We start from the raw sequence: 16,878 nt of genomic DNA on the forward strand, positions 1-16,878 counted from the left end.
CCGCTCCCGGCGGCGTGGGGGTGCTCGCTATGCTCGTCCGGTGACGACAGGTCGACCCAAGGTCCTCGCGGTGTGCGGAAGCCTCCGCAGCGGTTCCTACAATGCCGCGCTGATCGACGCCGCCGCGCGCGGCGCTCCCGACCTGGACTTCAGCCCGACCGGTTTGGCCGGCCGCCTACCGCTGTTCGACCCCGACATCGAACAGGACGAGGCGGCGATCCCCGCGCCCGCCGCCGAGTTCCGGCGCCACGCCGTCGCGGCCGAGGCGGTCGTGATCTCCGGACCGGAGTACGCCCGCGGTCCGTCGGGCGCCGCAAAGAACGCCCTGGACTGGCTCGTGGGCTGCGGCGGCCTCACAGACCGCCCCACGCTACTCATGAGCGCCTCACCCGGCCCCGCCGGTGGACTGAACGCGCAGCAGCCGATCATGACGACCCTCGCGTTCCTCGGCGCGGTCCTGGTGTCGACGGTGAGCGTCCCGCGTGTCGCGGCCCGCTACGACACAGCCACCGGGCTGTTCGAATCCGATGTCCGGCTCCGGGTCGACGCCGCGGTCGCCGAACTGCGCAGCGCGATCGCCTACGCCCGCGGCCGGCCGCGGACACAGCTCATCGACCGCTGAGGTCCCCGCTGCGGCCCGAGGGCGCCGTCGACCGGTAAGCCGCCCGCCTCTCCAGGTCCCGACTACGTCGTCACCCGGTGACCGCGCGCTCCGCCACGTCCCGACTACGCCATCAACCGGTGATCGCTTGGCACACCACGTCTTGCATGCGGCGGCGCAGGGCGGTGGCGTCGGTGCGGTCGGTGCGGACCTCGATGAGGCGCAGGCCCTCGCCCAGCAGCGCCTTGGGCAGGTCGGTGGCCCACTCCAGGCGGGTGTAGGGCAGGTCGGCCATAGCCGCGACCCGCTCGGCGGTGACGCCGTGCGGGGTGCCGAAGACCCGCTCGAACTCGGGGTGCCCGGCCTGTTCCAGGCCGGAGAAGATCCCGCCGCCGTCGTTGTTGACGACCAGCAGCCCGAGGTCGGGCCGGGGCTCCCCCGGCCCGATGACGAGACCGTTCTGATCGTGCAGCATGGCGAGGTCGCCCAGCAGCGCGAACCCGCCCGCGCCGCCGTCGCGCTGGTGGGCCAGTGCCGCGCCGATCGCGGTCGACACGGTGCCGTCGATGCCGCTCGCCCCGCGGTTGCCGATGATGCGCGCCCCGCAGCGCGGGCTCATGACCGCGTCGAGGTCGCGGATGGGCATGCTGGACCCCGCGAACAGCAGCGACCCGACGGGGAGTTGCGCGGCGAGGTCCCGTGCCAGCCGTGGCTCGCTGAGCGCCTCCTCGGCGTCCAGCAGCGCGTCGACGGCGGTGCGCGCCGCGGCGTCGGCGCGCGCCCAGGAGCGCGACCAGGGGGTGACGGGTTCGGCCCCGTGCGGGGCCGCCACCGCGTGCACGACGTCGGTGGCGGTGCGGACCGGGTCGGCGAAGTGGCGGGGGTCGCCCACCGCGATGTGGCGCCGCGCGCGGCGCAGGTAGCCCAGCAGCTGCCGGGACAGCCCCGGGCGGCCCACGCTGACGAGCAGGTCGGGTTCGTGCTCGGCCGCGAACTCGGGGACGGCGAGCAGCTGCCGGTAGCCCGACACCGCCTCGGCGCGGCGCGCGTTGGACGTGGGCTCCGCCAGCAGCGGCCAGCCCGTCGCGGCCGACAGGGCGAGGTACTCGACGGGGTCGTAGTCGCCGTCGCCGCACACGATGACGCCCCGTTCGACGTCGGGCAGCACGAACGGCGCGGCCTCGGCGCGGCGCGGGGGGACGGTGAACCAGGCCGCGCCGTCGTCGCGTCCGGTGAGGGGTTCGGGCCAGTCGTCGGCGCCGTCGGGGTCGGGCACCAGCGGGTCGCGGAACGCCAGGTTGAGTTGGACGGGGCCGGGGTGGTCGCCGCCGCTGCACGCCCACGCCCGACACGCCAGCGACCGCCAGTAGGCGACCATGCCCGCGACCGGATCGGCGACCCCCACCTCGCTGAACATCCGCACGGCGGAGCCGAACAGCTGGATCTGGTCGACGGTCTGGTTCGCGCCGGTGCCGCGCAGCTCCGGGGGGCGGTCGGCGGTCAGGACCAGCAGCGGGACGCCGCTCTGGTCGGCCTCCATGACGGCGGGGTGCAGGTTGGCGGCCGCGGTGCCCGAGGTGCACACCAGTGCCACGGCGCGGCGCGACCCCCGTGCCAGGCCGAGCGCGAGGAACCCCGCCGACCGTTCGTCGATGCGCACGTGGACCCGGATCGCGGGGTGCTCGACCAGCGCCAGCGCCAGCGGTGTGGAGCGCGAACCCGGCGCGACGACCGCTTCGGCGAGCCCGCAACGAGCCAGTTCGTCGACCAGGACGCGTGCCAACGCGGTTGACGGGTTCATGCACTCAACTTTCGCAACATTTTTCGCAGTCGATCCCGCCGGGCGGCAGCGCGCGGCCGCCCCGCACGCCTCGCGCCTTCGCGAGCTGCCCCGGTCTCATGTGCCGCATCCGGGACCGAGATTACGGCACCTGCCCTGACAACGCCCGGACCACTCCTGTTTCCTCCGCTTTCCCCACCGTGACAGACATGGGATGTATCTCAGTTCCGGGGGCGGCGACCACGCAACCCAGGACGAGCAGGACGGTCGGGCCGTGCTCCGAAAAGCCGTTCCGGACCCGAAAACCCGTCCACAACACTCCCTAACCGTCGAGCGCGCCCCGGGCCGCGGCCAGCCGTGCGCGCCAGCCCTCCGGCGGGATCTCCACCGCCGCCAGCAGCGCCTCGGAGACCTCGGGCCGGCGCACCGGCAGGGCGCCGTTCACGGGCACCAGCGGATCGTCGCAGACATCGGCGCTCAGCAGCGCCATTGTCGCCAAACCGCACGCGTAGGGCAGCTCCGGCAGCGCCGCGGCCAGCGCCACGCCCGCGGCCAGCCCCACCGAGGTCTCCACGGCGCTGGAGACCACGACGGGCAGCCCGCACGCCTCGGCGACGCGCAGGGCGGGACGCACCCCGCCGAGCGGCTGCACCTTGAGGACCACGATGTCGGCCGCGCCCGCCGCGCGCACCTTCAACGGGTCCTCCGCGCGGCGGATCGACTCGTCGGCGGCGACGGGGACGTCCACCCTGCGGCGCACCTCCGCCAGTTCGGCGAGGGTCGCGCAGGGCTGCTCCACGTACTCCAGGGAGTACCGGTCCAGGCGGCGCACCATCCGCACAGCGGTCTCGACGTCCCAGCCGCCGTTGGCGTCGACGCGCACCCGCCCGCCGGGGCCGATCGCCTCGCGGACGGCCGCCACCCGGTCCTCGTCCTCGGCCGGGTCCTGCCCCTTCTCCGCGACCTTGACCTTCGCCGTGCCGCAGCCCCCCGCGGCGACGATGCGCGCCGCCTGCTCGGGGCCGACGGCGGGCACGGTCGTGTTCACCGGGACCGCCGCGCGCACCGGGTCCGGCCAGCCCACGGCCGCGGCCTCGCGGCACGCGGCCCACCACCGGGCGCACTCGCGCGGCCCGTACTCGGCGAACGGGGAGAACTCGCCCCACCCCGCGGGGCCGCGCACCAGCGCGCCCTCGCGGGCGGTCACCCCGCGGAACCGGGTCGTCATCGGCACCGAGAACGCCCGCGCGGCGCTCAGCCCCTCCTCCACGAGCCCCCTCCGGGCAGACCCCCGTACACGGCGCACCAAGCCCTCACGGCGCGACAGGCCCTCACGGGCGCTTGGGGAACCGGTCGAACTCGGGGCGGCGCTTCTCCTTGAACGCGTCCCGGCCCTCCTGGGCCTCCTCGCTCATGTAGTAGAGCATCGTGGCGTCGCCGGCGAACTGCTGCATGCCGGCGGCGCCGTCGCTCACCGCGTTGATCGACCCCTTGAGCATGCGCAGCGCCAGCGGGGACTTCTCCAGCATCTCCCGCGCCCAGATGACGGTCTCCTCCTCCAGGCGCTCCAGCGGGACCACCGTGTTGACCATGCCCATGTCCCGCGCCTCCTCGGCGCTGTACTGGCGGCACAGGTACCAGATCTCGCGGGCCTTCTTCAGGCCCACCGTCTCGGCGAGCAGCCACGAGCCGTAGCCGCCGTCGAACGACCCGACCTTCGGCCCGGTCTGGCCGAACTTCGCGTTGTCGGCGGCGATAGTGAGGTCGCAGCACACCTGGAGGACGTTGCCGCCGCCGATGGACCACCCGGCGACCATGCAGATGACCGGCTTGGGCAGCCGGCGGATCTGCACCTGGAGGTCGAGCACGTTCAACCGGCCGATGCCCTGGCGCGCCACCGAGTCATCGCCCATGTAGCCGTCGTCGCCGCGGATCTTCTGGTCGCCGCCGGAGCAGAACGCCTGGTCGCCGGCTCCCGTGAAGATGATCACGCCGATGCCGGAGTCGTCGCGGGCGACGTTGAACGCGTCCTGGAGCTCGAACAGGGTCTGCGGGCGGAACGCGTTGTGCCGCTCCGGCCGGTTGATCGTGATCTTGGCGATGCCTTCGGCGGTCTCATAGATGATGTCGCCGTACTCGCCGGCCTGCTGCCACTCGATCACGCTGCTCACGCTTTCCTCCAATGGCCCGCCGACGCGGGCCGGACGCTCGTTGCGGGGCCAACCTTAACCGTCCGTACGGGGTGCCGGGCCGCCGCCCGCACCGGACACGCGCACCGCGCCGGTCCTAGAATCGGTCGACGTGTCCACCAGACCGTTGCAGGCGGTGTCGGGCCTCACCGGCCCGCACCTCACCGAACTCCTCGCCCGCGCGCTCGACGGCAGCGGACCGGCGCTGCTGCCCATCGCGGAGCACACCCCGCAACCCCTGGTCCGCGCCCTGATCGACACCCTGCGGCCGAGTTCGCTGCGCACCCCCGACGGGGTCACCCCGCTCCCGCACGCCGAGGGCGTCGCCGACGACACGGCGCTGGTCATCGCCACCTCCGGGTCCACTGGCACCCCCAAGGGCGCCGAACTCGCCGCCGCGGCGCTGCTCGCCTCCTCCCGCGCCTCCACCGCCCGCATCGGGGCCGCCGCCGGGCAGACCTGGTGGTGCGTGCTGCCCACCGCCCACATCTCCGGGCTCCAGGTGATCCTGCGCGCGCTCGCGACAGGCGGCGACGTGGTGTTCGACCCGTTCGACACCCCGCCCGGCGGGTACCCGCACGTGTCCCTGGTGCCCACCCAGCTCCGCCGCCTGCTCGCCGCGGGGGCCGACCTGTCGGCCTACGCCTCCATCCTGCTCGGCGGCGCCCCGGCCGACGACGCGCTGCTGGAACAGGCCCGCGGCGCCGGCGGCCGCGTCGTCACCACCTACGGCATGAGCGAGACCTGCGGCGGCTGCGTCTACGACGGCCGCCCCCTCGACGGCGTCACCGCCGACACCGACCCCGAGGGCCGCATCCTACTCAGCGGCCCGGTCCTGTTCTCCGGCTACCGGCTGCGCCCCGACTTGACCCGGCACCACCTCGTCGCCGACGGCGACGGCCGCACCTGGTTCCGCACCGGCGACCTCGGCGGCTTCGGCACCGACGGCCGGCTGCGGATCCGCGGCCGCCTGGACGACGTCATCAACACCGGCGGGCACAAGGTGGTGCCCGGCGAGGTCGCCTCCGTGCTGGCCGCCCTGGACTCGGTCGCCGAGGCCGTGGTGGTCGGCCGCGCCGACCCCGAGTGGGGGACGCGGGTCACCGCCGTTGTCGTGCCCGCCGACCCCGCCGACCCGCCCACACTCGACCGGATCCGCGCGCACGTCCGCGCCCACCTGCCCGCCCACGCGGCACCGCGCGAACTCGACCTGCGCGCGGCGCTGCCGCTGCTCGACTCCGGCAAACCCGACCTCGCCGCGCTGCGCCGCCCGCCCGACCTCCCCTGATCCGCGGCGGCCCGAGGTCCACCGGGATTGGCGTGCGCCACAGTGGGCAGTGGACCGCAACAGCATCCGATCCGGTGGCCGGATCCTGACATCCGGAACCATTCGCCGATCGCAGGCGTCTACCCCCATGATTGCGTCATTAGCCGGATCACCGCGACGAGGAGGCCAATGGTGCGGACCGACCGCACGACCCGCACGCCGGACCACCGCGGGCAGCGCCGCGCACCGGGCGGGGCCGAGCGCGGTCACGACATCTGTGGACACCGCACCGGTGCGCACGCACCGAAACCGGATCCGCCGTTTCGCACGCACCCGGTCGGCGCTCGGACCGAGTCGCGGCCTGAGGGGCCCACGGGCGGCCCCGCGAGAACCCGTCCCGTCTGCCGTCCGCTCCGGCACGGCGCGGCCTCATACCCGCACCACGCCCTTATCGGCCACGTTTCCGGGCGTGATTCAGGCCACTACATCCGAGATCCAATCGAGATCGGGAACATTTGACTCTCTGACACGTTGGACATAATGGCGCGCCAACCTGGCGGAAACCTCGCCGCCGCGTGCCTGACGTCTTTGGAAGGGAGGGGGTGCCCTCATGTCGCGCACTGCCCTGGCCACTTCTCCCACGGTGGCGGAACCCGCAGAAGGCAAGGCCGCTTCTGCTGCTCTTGATGAGCTGATTACCCGCGGACGTTCGCAGGGACACGTGTCCCTCGCGGAGCTGCGGGCCGCATTCTCCGCGGCTGGGATCAACCCTGCCGACGGCCGCTCGATCCTGCGTGAACTCACCGACTCCGGAGTGCGGCTCGCCAACGGGGGCGACGAAGCCGTGGAGTCCATCGATCCCGATGCGGAGGACGAAGAGCTCGAGGAGGCCCTCGACCCCGCGACCAGCGAGACCGCCCTCCCCACCAGGCGCGGCAAGGCCGCCAAGGCGGCAGGGTCCGACCTCGAAGCTCCAGAGGCCGACCTCGACGACCAGTCGCCGGCCATGGGCGACTCCGTCCACACCTACCTGAAGGCCATCGGACGCCGCCAGCTGCTCACCGCCGAGCAGGAGGTCGACCTCGCCAAGCGCATCGAGGCCGGGCTGTACGCCGAATACCGCCTCGGCCAGCGCGTCGAGGACCCCGGCCCCGGCGAGCCCGACCCCCGAATCCGCGAGGACCTCGAATGGGTGGCCGAGGACGGCCGCCAGGCAAAGGCCCACATGCTGGAGGCCAACCTGCGCCTCGTGGTGTCGGTGGCGAAGAAGTACAGCGACCGCGGAATGTCCCTCCTCGACGTCGTCCAGGAAGGCAACCTCGGCCTCATCCGCGCCGTGGAGAAGTTCGACTACAACAAGGGCTTCAAGTTCTCCACCTACGCCATGTGGTGGATCCGCCAGGCCATACAGCGCGGCTTCGCCGACTCGGCGCGCACCATCCGGCTGCCGGTCCACGTTCTGGAGCTGCTGAGCAAGGTCAGCCGCCTGGAGCGGGAGATGCACCAGACCCTGGGCCGCGAGCCGACCCCTGAGGAACTGGGGCACGAACTCGACAAGACCCCGGCGCAGATCGAGGAACTCCTGCGGATCACCCGCCAGCCCATCAGCCTCGACTCCACCATCGGCGAGGACGGCGAGACCCGCATCGGCGACCTCATCGAGGACGTCGACGCCTCCGAGGCATCCGAGGTGGTCGACCGCCAGCTCATGGCCGACCAGCTCCGCCGGGCGCTGGAGGACCTCGAACCTCGCGAGGCGACCATCATGTCGCTGCGCTTCGGCCTCATGGACGGCCGGCCGCGCACGCTCGACGAGATCGGCAAGCACCTCGGTCTCACCCGCGAGCGCATCCGCCAGCTGGAAAAGCAGTCCCTGTCGAAGTTGCGGCACCCCAGCCGCGCCCAGCAGCTCCTGGACTTCGCCAGCTAGCAGCGGCACCCACGTCAGGCACCAACGGCTCCGGCCCCGCCCCAGCGGCGGGGCCGGAGCCGTTCGACGTCGGGGCCGTCGGGGCCGTCTCAGGCCGGAATCGCTCTATGTTGCGGCCGTTCCACGCCGGAGCCGCCTCGGACCGGAATCCCGCCACGACGGAGCCCGATCCGCGCCGGAATCGTCCGCAGGCAGGAGGCGGGCCGCTCCGCAGCACGGGACAATCGCCCAATGAGCACCGAACCTGTCCACAAGGACGAGGTCGCCGTCGCCCTCCAGACCGGGCGCGAACTCGGTCCCGAGTACGAGGACGCCGTCGCCGCCTCCCTGGCCGAACGCCTTGAGCGCACCATCGACCAGCGGGTCCGCGCCGAGGTCGCCGAGCAGGTGGCCCACGCCGCCGCCCGCCCCGACCCCGCCCAGACCCCCGCCGCGCAGCAGGGCCCCTCGTCCGCTGTGGGCGTCACCGCGTTCTTCTCCCTGCTCTTCGCCGCGCCCATGAGCTTCGCGCTGCTCGAACGCGCCGGGCTGCCCGGCCTCATCGTGCTGTGGACCGGCATCATTCTGCTCAACCTCGTCGTCGCCGTCGCCGGCCGCCGTCGCGGGTAGGGCCAGCACCACTCCGTGCGGCGCCATGGGCCAGGGATCACCCTGAGGTATCCCTGACTTGGCTCTCCAAGGTGACGACTCAGGCGGGGTGCCGCCGCATACTGGACCACATGTCGCAGCCTTCCGCTCCCAAGGAACCCGTTCCCCGGAACGACGTCGCCGCCTCGTTGAAGATCAGCCGCGAACTCGGTCCCGAATACGACGACGCCATCGCCGACTCGCTCGCGGAACGGCTCGACCACGCCATCGACGCGCGCATCCGCGAGCAGCTCGACGCCCGCCAACTGCCGCACGCGCAGGCCCAGCACCACATGTACCCGTCCTACGCGCCGCCTCCGCCGCCCCCCGCCAAAAGCGGCACCAGCGACACCGGTATCCGGCTGGCCATGGGGATCGTGTCGCTGGCGCTGTCCATCCCGCTGCTCGCAATCGGGGTGAACTACGGCGGCGAGGGAATCGGCGCCCTGCTGGCCATGGCCATCGTCTTCACCGGGGTCATCACGCTGTACCTGCTGGTCGTGGGCGGCGGCCGCGGCAACAAGGGCTGACCCGCGCAACCGGGCCGGGTTGCGTCGCCGCGCGCAGCCTGCGACGTCGCGCGAGGCTTAAACGGGCGATCGGACGCGCCGGGCGGGAAGCCGGGGTCAGCTGCGCAGTGTCGACTCGACGATCGCCAGTGCTTCGTCGGCGGACAGGCCCAGGCCCGCGACCGCCTCGGCATAGGCGCGCGCGGCCGCGACGGCGGCGGCCCGCTGGGCGTCGCCGCCCGCGGCCACGAAGGTCCCCGAACGTCCTCGGGTCTCGACCACCCCCGCGTGCTCCAGCTCGCGGTAGGCGCGCGCGGCGGTGTTGACCGCCACCGACAGATCCGCGGCGAGCGCCCGCACCGTCGGCAGCTTCGTCCCGACGGGGAGGTCGCCCCGGGCCGCGGCGCCCGCCACGGCGGCCCGGATCTGCTCGTACGGCGGCACCTTTGAATCGGGGTCGATACCCGGCAGCTCGATCACGGTTCGGGCACCTCCGATCGCCTCGGCATCGGCTCAGATGCCCGCGGGGCTTGTCGGCACGCGCTCGATACCGTGCAGGCGGTGCGCCTCGCGCAGGGTCAGCAGGTGCTCGGCCGCCTGGGTTGCGGCCTTGACCTTCGGCGCGGCGAGCCGCTTGCGCCGGTAGATGCGGTCGTCATACCCGCGCGCCCCGATCAGCGTGCGCTCCTGCGCGTAGGCCGCGCGCATGGCGTCGGTCAGCGCGGTGTCGAGGGCGACGCCCCGCGCGTGCAGGTCCTCGACCTCGGCGCCCTCGGCGTTGGCGGCGCGCAGCGCGGCCTCGGCGCTCTCGACGGTGTCCAGGAGTTCCGGCAGCCGCCCGGCGAGTGTCTCGTCCTCGGCGTGCCGACGGCGCGCGTCTTCACCGGTCTTGCGCCTGCCCAGAACCATGCTCACTCCCGTGTCCGTGCCGGTGCGAGACCGGCGCCCTCAAGTCGGAGACCACCCTATTGCGTGGGGCGGAATCGCGGCGCTCCGCGGTGGCGTGTTCGCAGCCGCCTCCTTTACGCAGTAAGACTAGGGTGAGGCGCGTGAGTCGGAACAACGCGGGACTGAGCACCGAGCGCATCGTGACCGAGGCGCTGCACATCATCGACGGGCTCGGCCTGGGCAAGCTGACCATGCGGCGCCTCGGCGACGCCCTCCAGGTCGAGGCCATGGCCATCTACCACCACTTCCCGCTCGGCAAGGAGCAGCTCTTCGACGCGATCGTCGAGTTCATCACCGACGCCGACCGCATCCGCGCCGAGGCCGCTGCCGCCGACGCCGATGCCGAACCGGACGGCACCGAGCCGGACGAACCCGCGCCCGACAACCGCCCCTGGGACCAGCGGCTGCGCTCCTGGGCGGCCGACTACCGCACCGCATTGCTGCGCCACTCCGGCGCGCTGACGCTGATCATCAACCGCCGCCCCGACACCGAACCCGCGCTGCGCGCGCTGGAACTGCACTGCGCCGCGTTCGAAGAGGCCGGGCTGCGCGGCGCGGCCGTCCTCGACGCCGCCGCCGCGCTCGACTCCTACGTCACGGGCGCGGTCATCCACCAGGTCCGCGCCACCTCGATCGCCACACCGGACGCGCCCCGCCCCGACGGCAGGTTCCCGCACGTCGTGGCGCTGCGCGCGGCGCAATCACCCGACGCGGTGGACCACGACGCGCGGTTCGGCGCCGGGTTGGACGCGCTGCTGGCCGGGGTCACGGCCGCCCCGGGCCACCGCTGAGCACCCCGGCCCACCTTCGAGCGCCTGGTTGGGGGACCGGTCCGGATTCCGGCCGAGAGGATGTGCTTCGGCGGTCGCTGCTGCGCAGCAGCGACCGCCGAAGCACATCGTGATCGGGATAGGCCGGGACGGCACACCGACGGTCGCCGAGCGCACCGGGTCACGGCCCCAGCTCCTGGGCGACGATCGCGGCCTGTACCCGGCTGCGCAGGTCGAGCTTCGCGAGGATCCGGCTCACGTGCGTCTTCGTCGTGGTCTCGGTGATGCCGAGGCGGCGGGCGATCTGCTGATTGGACAGCCCCTCCCCCACGCAGACCAGGACCTGGCGCTCGCGCGGGGTGAGCGCGCCGATCGCGGCCGGGCTCACCTCCGGGGCACGGGACCCGCCGCCGCCCGCCGCGCCGAGCCCCGCGAACTCCTTGATCAGCCGCCGTGTCAGCGCGGGCGCGATCATGCCCTCGCCGCGCGCCACCAGCTTGACCGCGTGGACGAGCTCCGCCGCCTCGATATTCTTCAGCAGGAACCCCGAGGCGCCGGCGCGCAGCGCGCCGAACACGTACTCGTCCAGGTCGAAGGTCGTCAGGATGAGCACGTCGATCCCGACGGCGGTGAGCTCCTTGGTGGCGTCGATGCCGTCCTTGCGCGGCATCCGCACGTCCATGAGGACGACGTCGGGCTCCATGCGGCGGGCCGTCCGCACGGCGTCCTCGCCGTCGCCGACCTCGGCGACCACCCGGATGTCCGGGTCGGCGTCCAGGATCATCACCAGCCCGGAGCGCACCGCCCACTGGTCCTCGGCCACCACTACCCGGATCACGCGTCCAACCCCGTTTCCCTGTCCCGCGCGGCCCCGTGCCGGGCGCCGCCGTCCTCGTCGTCCACCGGCAGCTCGGCGCGCACCCGCCACCCGTCCGGCACGGGCCCCGCGAAGAACCGGCCGCCCAGCAGGGTCACGCGCTCGCGCATGCCCGTCAGGCCCGCGCCGGCGCCGAGGTCGTCGCCGGTGCCACCGGTGCCGCCCGTTCCACCGGACCCCGGCGCCGTCCCATTGTCCGCGGTGATGACGACCCGGCGGCCGCCCGGCTCCTCCCCCGGCGCCGCGTCGTCCCGCCGGTGCTCGACCACGATCGCGACGCGCTTGGGCACCGCGTAGCGCAGCGCGTTGGTCAGCGACTCCTGGACGACGCGGTACGCGGCGGCGTCCAACCGGTCCGGCAGCGGGCCCGATTCGCCCCGGTGCTCGACGGACACCGCGAGGCCGGCCTCCCTCGCCTGGTCGACCAGCCGCCCGGCCTCACTGAGCTGCGGGAGGTTCCGCTCCAGGGCGGAGTCGTCGGGGGCGCGCAGGACGCCGATCATGCGCCGCATCTCCGCCAGGCCCTGCACACTGCTGTCGCGCACCACCTCCAGGACGCGGCGCACCCGCTCCGGGTCGAACTCGCGCATCGACAGCGCGCCGGTGGACTGCACCGCCACGGCGCTGAGGTGGTTGGCGATCACGTCGTGCAGTTCGCGGGCCATCCGGCGCCGCTCCTCGGCGACGGCCGCGGCCTGGTCGAGCTCTGCCATGCGCGCGACCTGGTGCGCGCGCTGCCGCTCCAGTTCGGCCCGGAGATGGTGCTCGCGGATGCTGAGCCCGGTGATCATCGGGGTGACGAACAGCGCGCCGTACACCGCGACGAGTTGGATGAAGGCCAGCGGCCCGCCGCGCATCATCCCCGTGAGCATCAGGTACGCGCCCACGGCCGCGACGGCGACGCCGATGGCGATGAGCACGCCGAGGACCGACCAGGCGAGCCGCCTGCGCCCCCACGCGCCCACCGCGTAGACGATGTCGGTGGCCACCAGGAACATCGCCGCCGACGGGCCCAGCAGCACGACGTCGCCGACCGCGGCCACCGCGCCCACCCCCAGGGAGAGCGACGGCGCGCTGCGGCGGAACAGCAGCGCCACGCACCCCAGCACCAGGGGGAGCAGCAGCAGGCGCGGGTCGACGCCCTCGCGGGGCCAGTACGCGCCCAGGTTCCACAGCACGCAGCCGACCCCGAAGTGGGCAGCGGCCCACACGCCGCTGCCCAGGTAGGACCGGCCGCCCAGGATGGGCTCGTCGCGGATCTCCCGCCATCGAACTCGCCTCACGGGTCCATCACAGCACGTCGCCCGCTCGCGGGCGTACATCGAAGGATGCACGCCGATCTCCGCACCGCCGACGATGCCCGCGCGCACTCCCTTCACCACACTGGTGGCCTCCGGCGCGGGACACGCCCGCCGCCGCATGCACGATCGGGGGCCGGACGACCAATGATGATCACCCTCATCCTCGTCTGCGAGGTGATGTTCTGGGTGCTCGTTGCGGGCGGGCTGGGGGCGCGCTACCTGCTGCGCCGACGCCTGCTCAGCACGGTGCTGCTCCTGTCGGTGCCGGTCCTGGACGTCATCCTGATCACCGCCGTCGCCATCCACCTCGGCAGCGGCGGCACCGCCGAACCCGGGCACGCGCTGGGGGTGCTCTACTTCGGGTTCACCGTCGCCTACGGGCACTCGATGATCCACTGGGCCGACGGGAAGTTCGCGCACCGCTTCGCCGGTGCGCCGAAACCGCCGCCGGCACCCAAGTACGGTGCGGCCCGGCGGCGGCGCGAGGTCGTGGGGTGGGCCCAGGGACTGGCGGCGTGCGCTCTCAGCGGGGCCGCGCTGGGCGTGCTCATCCTGTGGGTCGGCGACGCCGGGCGCACGGAGATGCTCGGCGGGTCGTTCACCCCCCTGGCCATCTTCATGTTCTGGAACACGGTGCTCACGGTCTGGGGGCTCGTCGAGTCGTTCCAGGGCGCAGACGCCGACACGGGTGCCGCAGCGGGCGATGACCGGGCGGCGGCGGGCGCCGACCGGTAGGCTCCGTTGGCGCGGCGGCACAGCCGCGACCGGCAGCCGAGGGGGTGCGCGATGAGCGGAGGGGCCACCGCCGCGCCCGCCCCGCTGCGCGCCGCATGCGACGCCGCGCTCGCCGACCCCCTGCTGTGGCCGCAGGACGCCGGGTCGGCCATGGGCGTGCAGGACCGGCTGCGCCCCGCTGTACGCACCGAACCCCTCGCGGCGGTCCGCACCGTGGCGGGACTCGACGTCGGCTACGCGCCAGGGGACGACCGGCTGGTCGCCGCGGTGGTGGTGCTCGACACCGCGACACTGTCGACCGTGGAGTCGGTGACCGAAACGGGCCGCCCCGAGTTCCCCTACGTCCCCGGGCTGTTCGCGTTCCGCGAGCTGCCGCCCCTGCTGCGGGCGCTGCGCCGGCTCGACAGCGAACCCGACCTCCTGGTCTGCGACGGGTTCGGCCGCGCCCACCCGCGCCGGTTCGGCCTCGCCTGCCACCTGGGCGTGCTGCTGGACCGCCCGGTCCTGGGCGTGGCGAAGTCGCCGTTCGTCGGGAGCCACGGTCCGCTCGACCGGTCACGGGGCGCCTGGAGCCCGTTGCGCGCCGACGACGGCGCGGAGGTGGGGCGGGCGCTGCGCACGCGCGACGGTGTGAAACCGGTCTATGTGTCGGTGGGCCACCGGGTCGACCTCGACACCGGGTGCGACCTCGTCCTGCGCCTCTCTCCGAGGTACCGCCAACCCGAGCCGATCCGCGCCGCCGACCGGTTGTCGCGTTCGTCGCCGATCGGCGACGATCGGAATGGCCCGAAAGGACCACAACGACACCAACCGGCTTAGATCCATCGGACTACGGATCGGTTCCATCCGAGGCCGAACCAGGCCAATTCGCGAATTGCCAGCACCAATGTCCGCCGACCGACGTCATATACACCACAATAGAAAACGGAGTGTGGCGCGCACCACTATCATGGGCGTACCGCATCACATCGGATCGACTCCGCGCGCGGGCCGCGAGCGCCGCACCCAGGGCCCTTCCGATCAGCACTGATCAACCCCGACCGAACCGGAGGCACGGCAATGTGCCAACACGAGTCCCCTTGCCCGCAGTCCACCGCACCCGACCGCGAGGCCGCGCGCGTCGTCGCCGGCCACCCCGAGCAGGGCTGGAGCCTGCTCTGCAACGGCGTCGTCATCTTCGACGACACCGGTGAGCTCCTGCCCAACGGCGGAATCATCGACCCCCACCGTCCTACCGACGTCCGCGCCGCGGCCTGACAGCCCCCGACGTCCAGTAGCGCCGCGCCGCCCTCCCCGGTGCGGCTCGGGCCCTCAGCGGCCCAGCATCGCCGTCAGCCACGCGGCGACCGCCTCGGCGACCCCCCGCGGATCCTTCGCCAGGTCGTGGCGTTCACCCGGACGCACCACCACCGCGATCCCCGCCTCGGGCTCAGGCACCCCGAACGGGTCCCTGTCGCCGTTGACGACCAGCACGGGCACACCGGCGCCGCGCAGCTCGCCGACCCGCGACACCGCGCTCTTACCCTGCCCTTGCAACGGGAACGCCAGCGCCACGACGGCGGCCGCGCCCAGCGCCACCGCGGTCCGGCACGCCACCCGCGCGCCGTTGCTGCGCCCGCCCAGCACCAGCGGCACCGCTGCGAACCGCTCCTCGGCCCGCAGCCGCCGCACAACGGCGCACCACGCCTCGTCCTGCGCCTTCGCGCCCGCGCCCGGCGAACGCCGCCCCGCCACCCGGAACGCCTGGGTCACCCGCGCCACCGCCCCGCCCTGCGCCACTGCGGCGTCGCGCACCGCCAGCAGATCGGGCGCGTCGACCCCGCCGCCCGCTCCGTGCGTGATGACCAGCAGGAAGCGCGGCTCCCCCGCAGGTTCGTCGATGTCGGCGACCGCCGGGCCGCGCGGTGTGTCGATGTCCATTCCACGACCGTAGTGCGCCCGCCGGGACCGATCGCGCAGCGTCCCGGCGGGCAGGCCGTGCCGCGGAGCTTGCGGAGCGGCGCACAGTAGAGCGCGGGCACGGCGGGCAGGGAATGATCCCCGAGAAGCGCCCTACCGCTCCTCGGGCCACCCTTCGGGCAGCACGTGGGCCTGGCCGCCCGATGCCCGGCGCAGCCGCTCGCGGAAGTCGTCGTGCAGCGCCCGGCCCCACACGTACTCGCTCGGAGTCAGGACCGCCTCGGCGAGCACCGTGCGCAGCGCCGACGCACGGGACTCGTTGCCGGCGTGCGGAACGGCGAGCTGGGTGTAGATCCGGTCGAGCGCGGCGAACAGTTCGCCGGTCAGCATGGGGGTGCTCTCCTGGGCGACCGCGGCCTCGATGTAGGGGTCCCACCACGGGGCCGCGCTCTCGCCGCCCTCCTCCGCGTCCTCGGTGTCCTCCGGGGCGAGGAAGCCGCGGCGCACGCGGGCGCGCACCTCCCCCGCGATCCCCGGGTCGGCGTTGCCGAGCCCGTCCTCCCACGCCTTCGCGGCGGACTCCGGGTCGCCGCGCACCGACAGCAGCCGCGCCAGCAGCTCGAACGCCGCCCCCGCGACAGCGGGGTCGACGGGCGGCGCCGCGGACGGCCCTTCGGGCTCCGGCTCGCTCGCAGCCGCCGCCGCGCCGAACTCCGCGATGGCGCGCTCCACGTAGACCGCGCCCAGGACCACCCGCAGAGCGGGATCCTCGGCCGCGCGGAGACCGCGGGCGGCGACCTCCTCGGCGGCGTCGACCTCGCCGCGGGCGAGCAGCCGCTCGGCGCGGTCGCGGGCGGCCTCCGCGACAACGGCGGCCTCGGGGCCGCCCGGCTCGGCCGCGTCGGCGCCCACGACCCGGTCCCAGTGCTCGCGCGCGGCCTCGTCGTCGCCCCGCTCCTCGGCGGCGCGCGCCAGCCCGTAGTGCGCAGCGGGGTGGTAGCGGGGATTGTCGAAGCCGAGGACCTCACGCCACGCCGCTGCCGCCTCGGCGGCCTCGCCCGCGGCCTCGTGGCCGACGGCCAGGTGGTAGGCCGCGCGCGGCGCGAACTCCGCGTGCCCGGTGTCGATGGCCCGGCGGTCGGCTTCCCTGGACGCCTTCACCTCGCCCAGGTCGAACCGGACCACGGCCAGCCCGAGCGCGGCCCGCGCCCGGTGCCGCTGCGACCCGCCCTCGATGACGCGCTCGTAGACCTGGGCGGCCTTCTGGAGATGCCCGTTCTCGGCGAGGTCGCGCCCCTGCTCGCAGAGGTCGGCGAACTCCTGCTCGGCCTCGGGGACGGGGGCACCGGCGGTGGCGGTCATCGGCAACTGCTTTCCGGCGAGGGGGCGGTTCCAGGCCGAGGTTAGCCGCTGCACCCCCGCGCTCGCCGCAGCTACGCGCGCGA

General features: G+C 73.8%; 18 protein-coding genes. 9 read left to right on the top strand and 9 right to left on the bottom strand.

Going from position 1 to position 16,878, the window contains the following annotated elements:
• Positions 1–40 precede the first annotated feature (40 nt).
• A complete protein-coding gene (locus CLV63_RS03910) occupies positions 41–622 on the top strand; it encodes an NADPH-dependent FMN reductase (RefSeq protein ID WP_106581475.1) in 582 nt (193 codons plus the stop codon).
• A 112-nt stretch (positions 623–734) separates the two neighbouring features.
• Here the strand turns inward: CLV63_RS03910 and menD are convergent, their stop codons facing one another.
• The 3 genes from menD to menB form a co-directional block, all read right to left on the bottom strand.
• Positions 735–2,402 carry a 2-succinyl-5-enolpyruvyl-6-hydroxy-3-cyclohexene-1-carboxylic-acid synthase gene (menD, locus tag CLV63_RS03915; RefSeq protein ID WP_106581476.1) on the bottom strand — a complete coding sequence of 556 codons (1,668 nt, stop codon included), beginning with the start codon at positions 2,400–2,402 and terminating at the stop codon, positions 735–737.
• A gap of 301 nt (positions 2,403–2,703) precedes the next feature.
• Positions 2,704–3,651, bottom strand: a complete 948-nt coding sequence (locus CLV63_RS03920) for an o-succinylbenzoate synthase (protein WP_281260688.1) — start codon at positions 3,649–3,651, stop codon at positions 2,704–2,706.
• Positions 3,652–3,712: 61 nt separating this feature from the next.
• Positions 3,713–4,552 (bottom strand): 1,4-dihydroxy-2-naphthoyl-CoA synthase, encoded by an 840-nt coding sequence (gene menB, locus CLV63_RS03925; RefSeq protein WP_106581477.1) that lies wholly within the window; start codon positions 4,550–4,552, stop codon positions 3,713–3,715.
• Between the two features lie 130 nt (positions 4,553–4,682).
• On the opposite strand from menB, the gene CLV63_RS03930 reads away from it, so the two are divergent.
• The 4 genes from CLV63_RS03930 (at position 4,683) to CLV63_RS03945 (ending at position 8,924) form a co-directional block, all read left to right on the top strand.
• Complete coding sequence (locus CLV63_RS03930) at positions 4,683–5,858, top strand: AMP-binding protein (protein ID WP_245928564.1); 1,176 nt, start codon at positions 4,683–4,685, stop codon at positions 5,856–5,858.
• A 589-nt stretch (positions 5,859–6,447) separates the two neighbouring features.
• A complete protein-coding gene (locus CLV63_RS03935) occupies positions 6,448–7,767 on the top strand; it encodes an RNA polymerase sigma factor (RefSeq protein ID WP_106581478.1) in 1,320 nt (439 codons plus the stop codon).
• A gap of 231 nt (positions 7,768–7,998) precedes the next feature.
• The gene (locus CLV63_RS03940; RefSeq protein WP_106581479.1) at positions 7,999–8,376 is read left to right on the top strand and encodes a hypothetical protein; all 378 of its coding nucleotides are present in this window, start codon (positions 7,999–8,001) and stop codon (positions 8,374–8,376) included.
• A gap of 110 nt (positions 8,377–8,486) precedes the next feature.
• Complete coding sequence (locus CLV63_RS03945) at positions 8,487–8,924, top strand: hypothetical protein (protein WP_106581480.1); 438 nt, start codon at positions 8,487–8,489, stop codon at positions 8,922–8,924.
• A gap of 96 nt (positions 8,925–9,020) precedes the next feature.
• On the opposite strand, the gene CLV63_RS03950 is transcribed toward CLV63_RS03945, so the two are convergent.
• Positions 9,021–9,383: a GntR family transcriptional regulator gene (locus CLV63_RS03950; protein ID WP_394339737.1), complete on the bottom strand. Its 363-nt coding sequence runs from the start codon at positions 9,381–9,383 to the stop codon at positions 9,021–9,023.
• 33 nt (positions 9,384–9,416) lie between these two features.
• Positions 9,417–9,812 (bottom strand): hypothetical protein, encoded by a 396-nt coding sequence (locus CLV63_RS03955; RefSeq protein WP_106581481.1) that lies wholly within the window; start codon positions 9,810–9,812, stop codon positions 9,417–9,419.
• Positions 9,813–9,952: 140 nt separating this feature from the next.
• Here CLV63_RS03955 and CLV63_RS03960 point away from each other — a divergent pair, with 140 nt between their 5' ends.
• Positions 9,953–10,642 carry a TetR/AcrR family transcriptional regulator C-terminal domain-containing protein gene (locus tag CLV63_RS03960; RefSeq protein WP_106581482.1) on the top strand — a complete coding sequence of 230 codons (690 nt, stop codon included), beginning with the start codon at positions 9,953–9,955 and terminating at the stop codon, positions 10,640–10,642.
• A gap of 160 nt (positions 10,643–10,802) precedes the next feature.
• Here the strand turns inward: CLV63_RS03960 and CLV63_RS03965 are convergent, their stop codons facing one another.
• Positions 10,803–11,459: a response regulator gene (locus CLV63_RS03965; RefSeq protein WP_106581483.1), complete on the bottom strand. Its 657-nt coding sequence runs from the start codon at positions 11,457–11,459 to the stop codon at positions 10,803–10,805.
• A complete protein-coding gene (locus CLV63_RS03970; protein ID WP_245928565.1) occupies positions 11,456–12,781 on the bottom strand; it encodes a sensor histidine kinase in 1,326 nt (441 codons plus the stop codon). The genes CLV63_RS03965 and CLV63_RS03970 overlap by 4 nt, the downstream gene beginning before the upstream one ends.
• A 162-nt stretch (positions 12,782–12,943) precedes the next feature.
• Here CLV63_RS03970 and CLV63_RS03975 point away from each other — a divergent pair, with 162 nt between their 5' ends.
• The 3 genes from CLV63_RS03975 to CLV63_RS03985 all read left to right on the top strand — a co-directional run bounded on the left by CLV63_RS03975 (position 12,944) and on the right by CLV63_RS03985 (position 14,791).
• The gene (locus tag CLV63_RS03975) at positions 12,944–13,534 is read left to right on the top strand and encodes a hypothetical protein (protein ID WP_211301143.1); all 591 of its coding nucleotides are present in this window, start codon (positions 12,944–12,946) and stop codon (positions 13,532–13,534) included.
• A 51-nt stretch (positions 13,535–13,585) separates the two neighbouring features.
• A complete protein-coding gene (locus CLV63_RS03980; RefSeq protein ID WP_394339738.1) occupies positions 13,586–14,353 on the top strand; it encodes an endonuclease V in 768 nt (255 codons plus the stop codon).
• A gap of 240 nt (positions 14,354–14,593) precedes the next feature.
• Positions 14,594–14,791 (top strand): DUF5999 family protein, encoded by a 198-nt coding sequence (locus CLV63_RS03985; RefSeq protein WP_106581484.1) that lies wholly within the window; start codon positions 14,594–14,596, stop codon positions 14,789–14,791.
• A gap of 54 nt (positions 14,792–14,845) precedes the next feature.
• On the opposite strand, the gene CLV63_RS03990 is transcribed toward CLV63_RS03985, so the two are convergent.
• Both CLV63_RS03990 and CLV63_RS03995 read right to left on the bottom strand, forming a co-directional pair.
• The gene (locus CLV63_RS03990) at positions 14,846–15,454 is read right to left on the bottom strand and encodes an alpha/beta hydrolase family protein (RefSeq protein ID WP_106581485.1); all 609 of its coding nucleotides are present in this window, start codon (positions 15,452–15,454) and stop codon (positions 14,846–14,848) included.
• A gap of 132 nt (positions 15,455–15,586) precedes the next feature.
• Positions 15,587–16,795, bottom strand: a complete 1,209-nt coding sequence (locus tag CLV63_RS03995; protein WP_106581486.1) for a tetratricopeptide repeat protein — start codon at positions 16,793–16,795, stop codon at positions 15,587–15,589.
• Between the last annotated feature and the right edge of the window lie 83 nt (positions 16,796–16,878).

The sequence above is a fragment of the Murinocardiopsis flavida genome, assembly GCF_003014485.1.
Taxonomy (GTDB): Bacteria; Actinomycetota; Actinomycetes; order Streptosporangiales; family Streptosporangiaceae; genus Murinocardiopsis; species Murinocardiopsis flavida.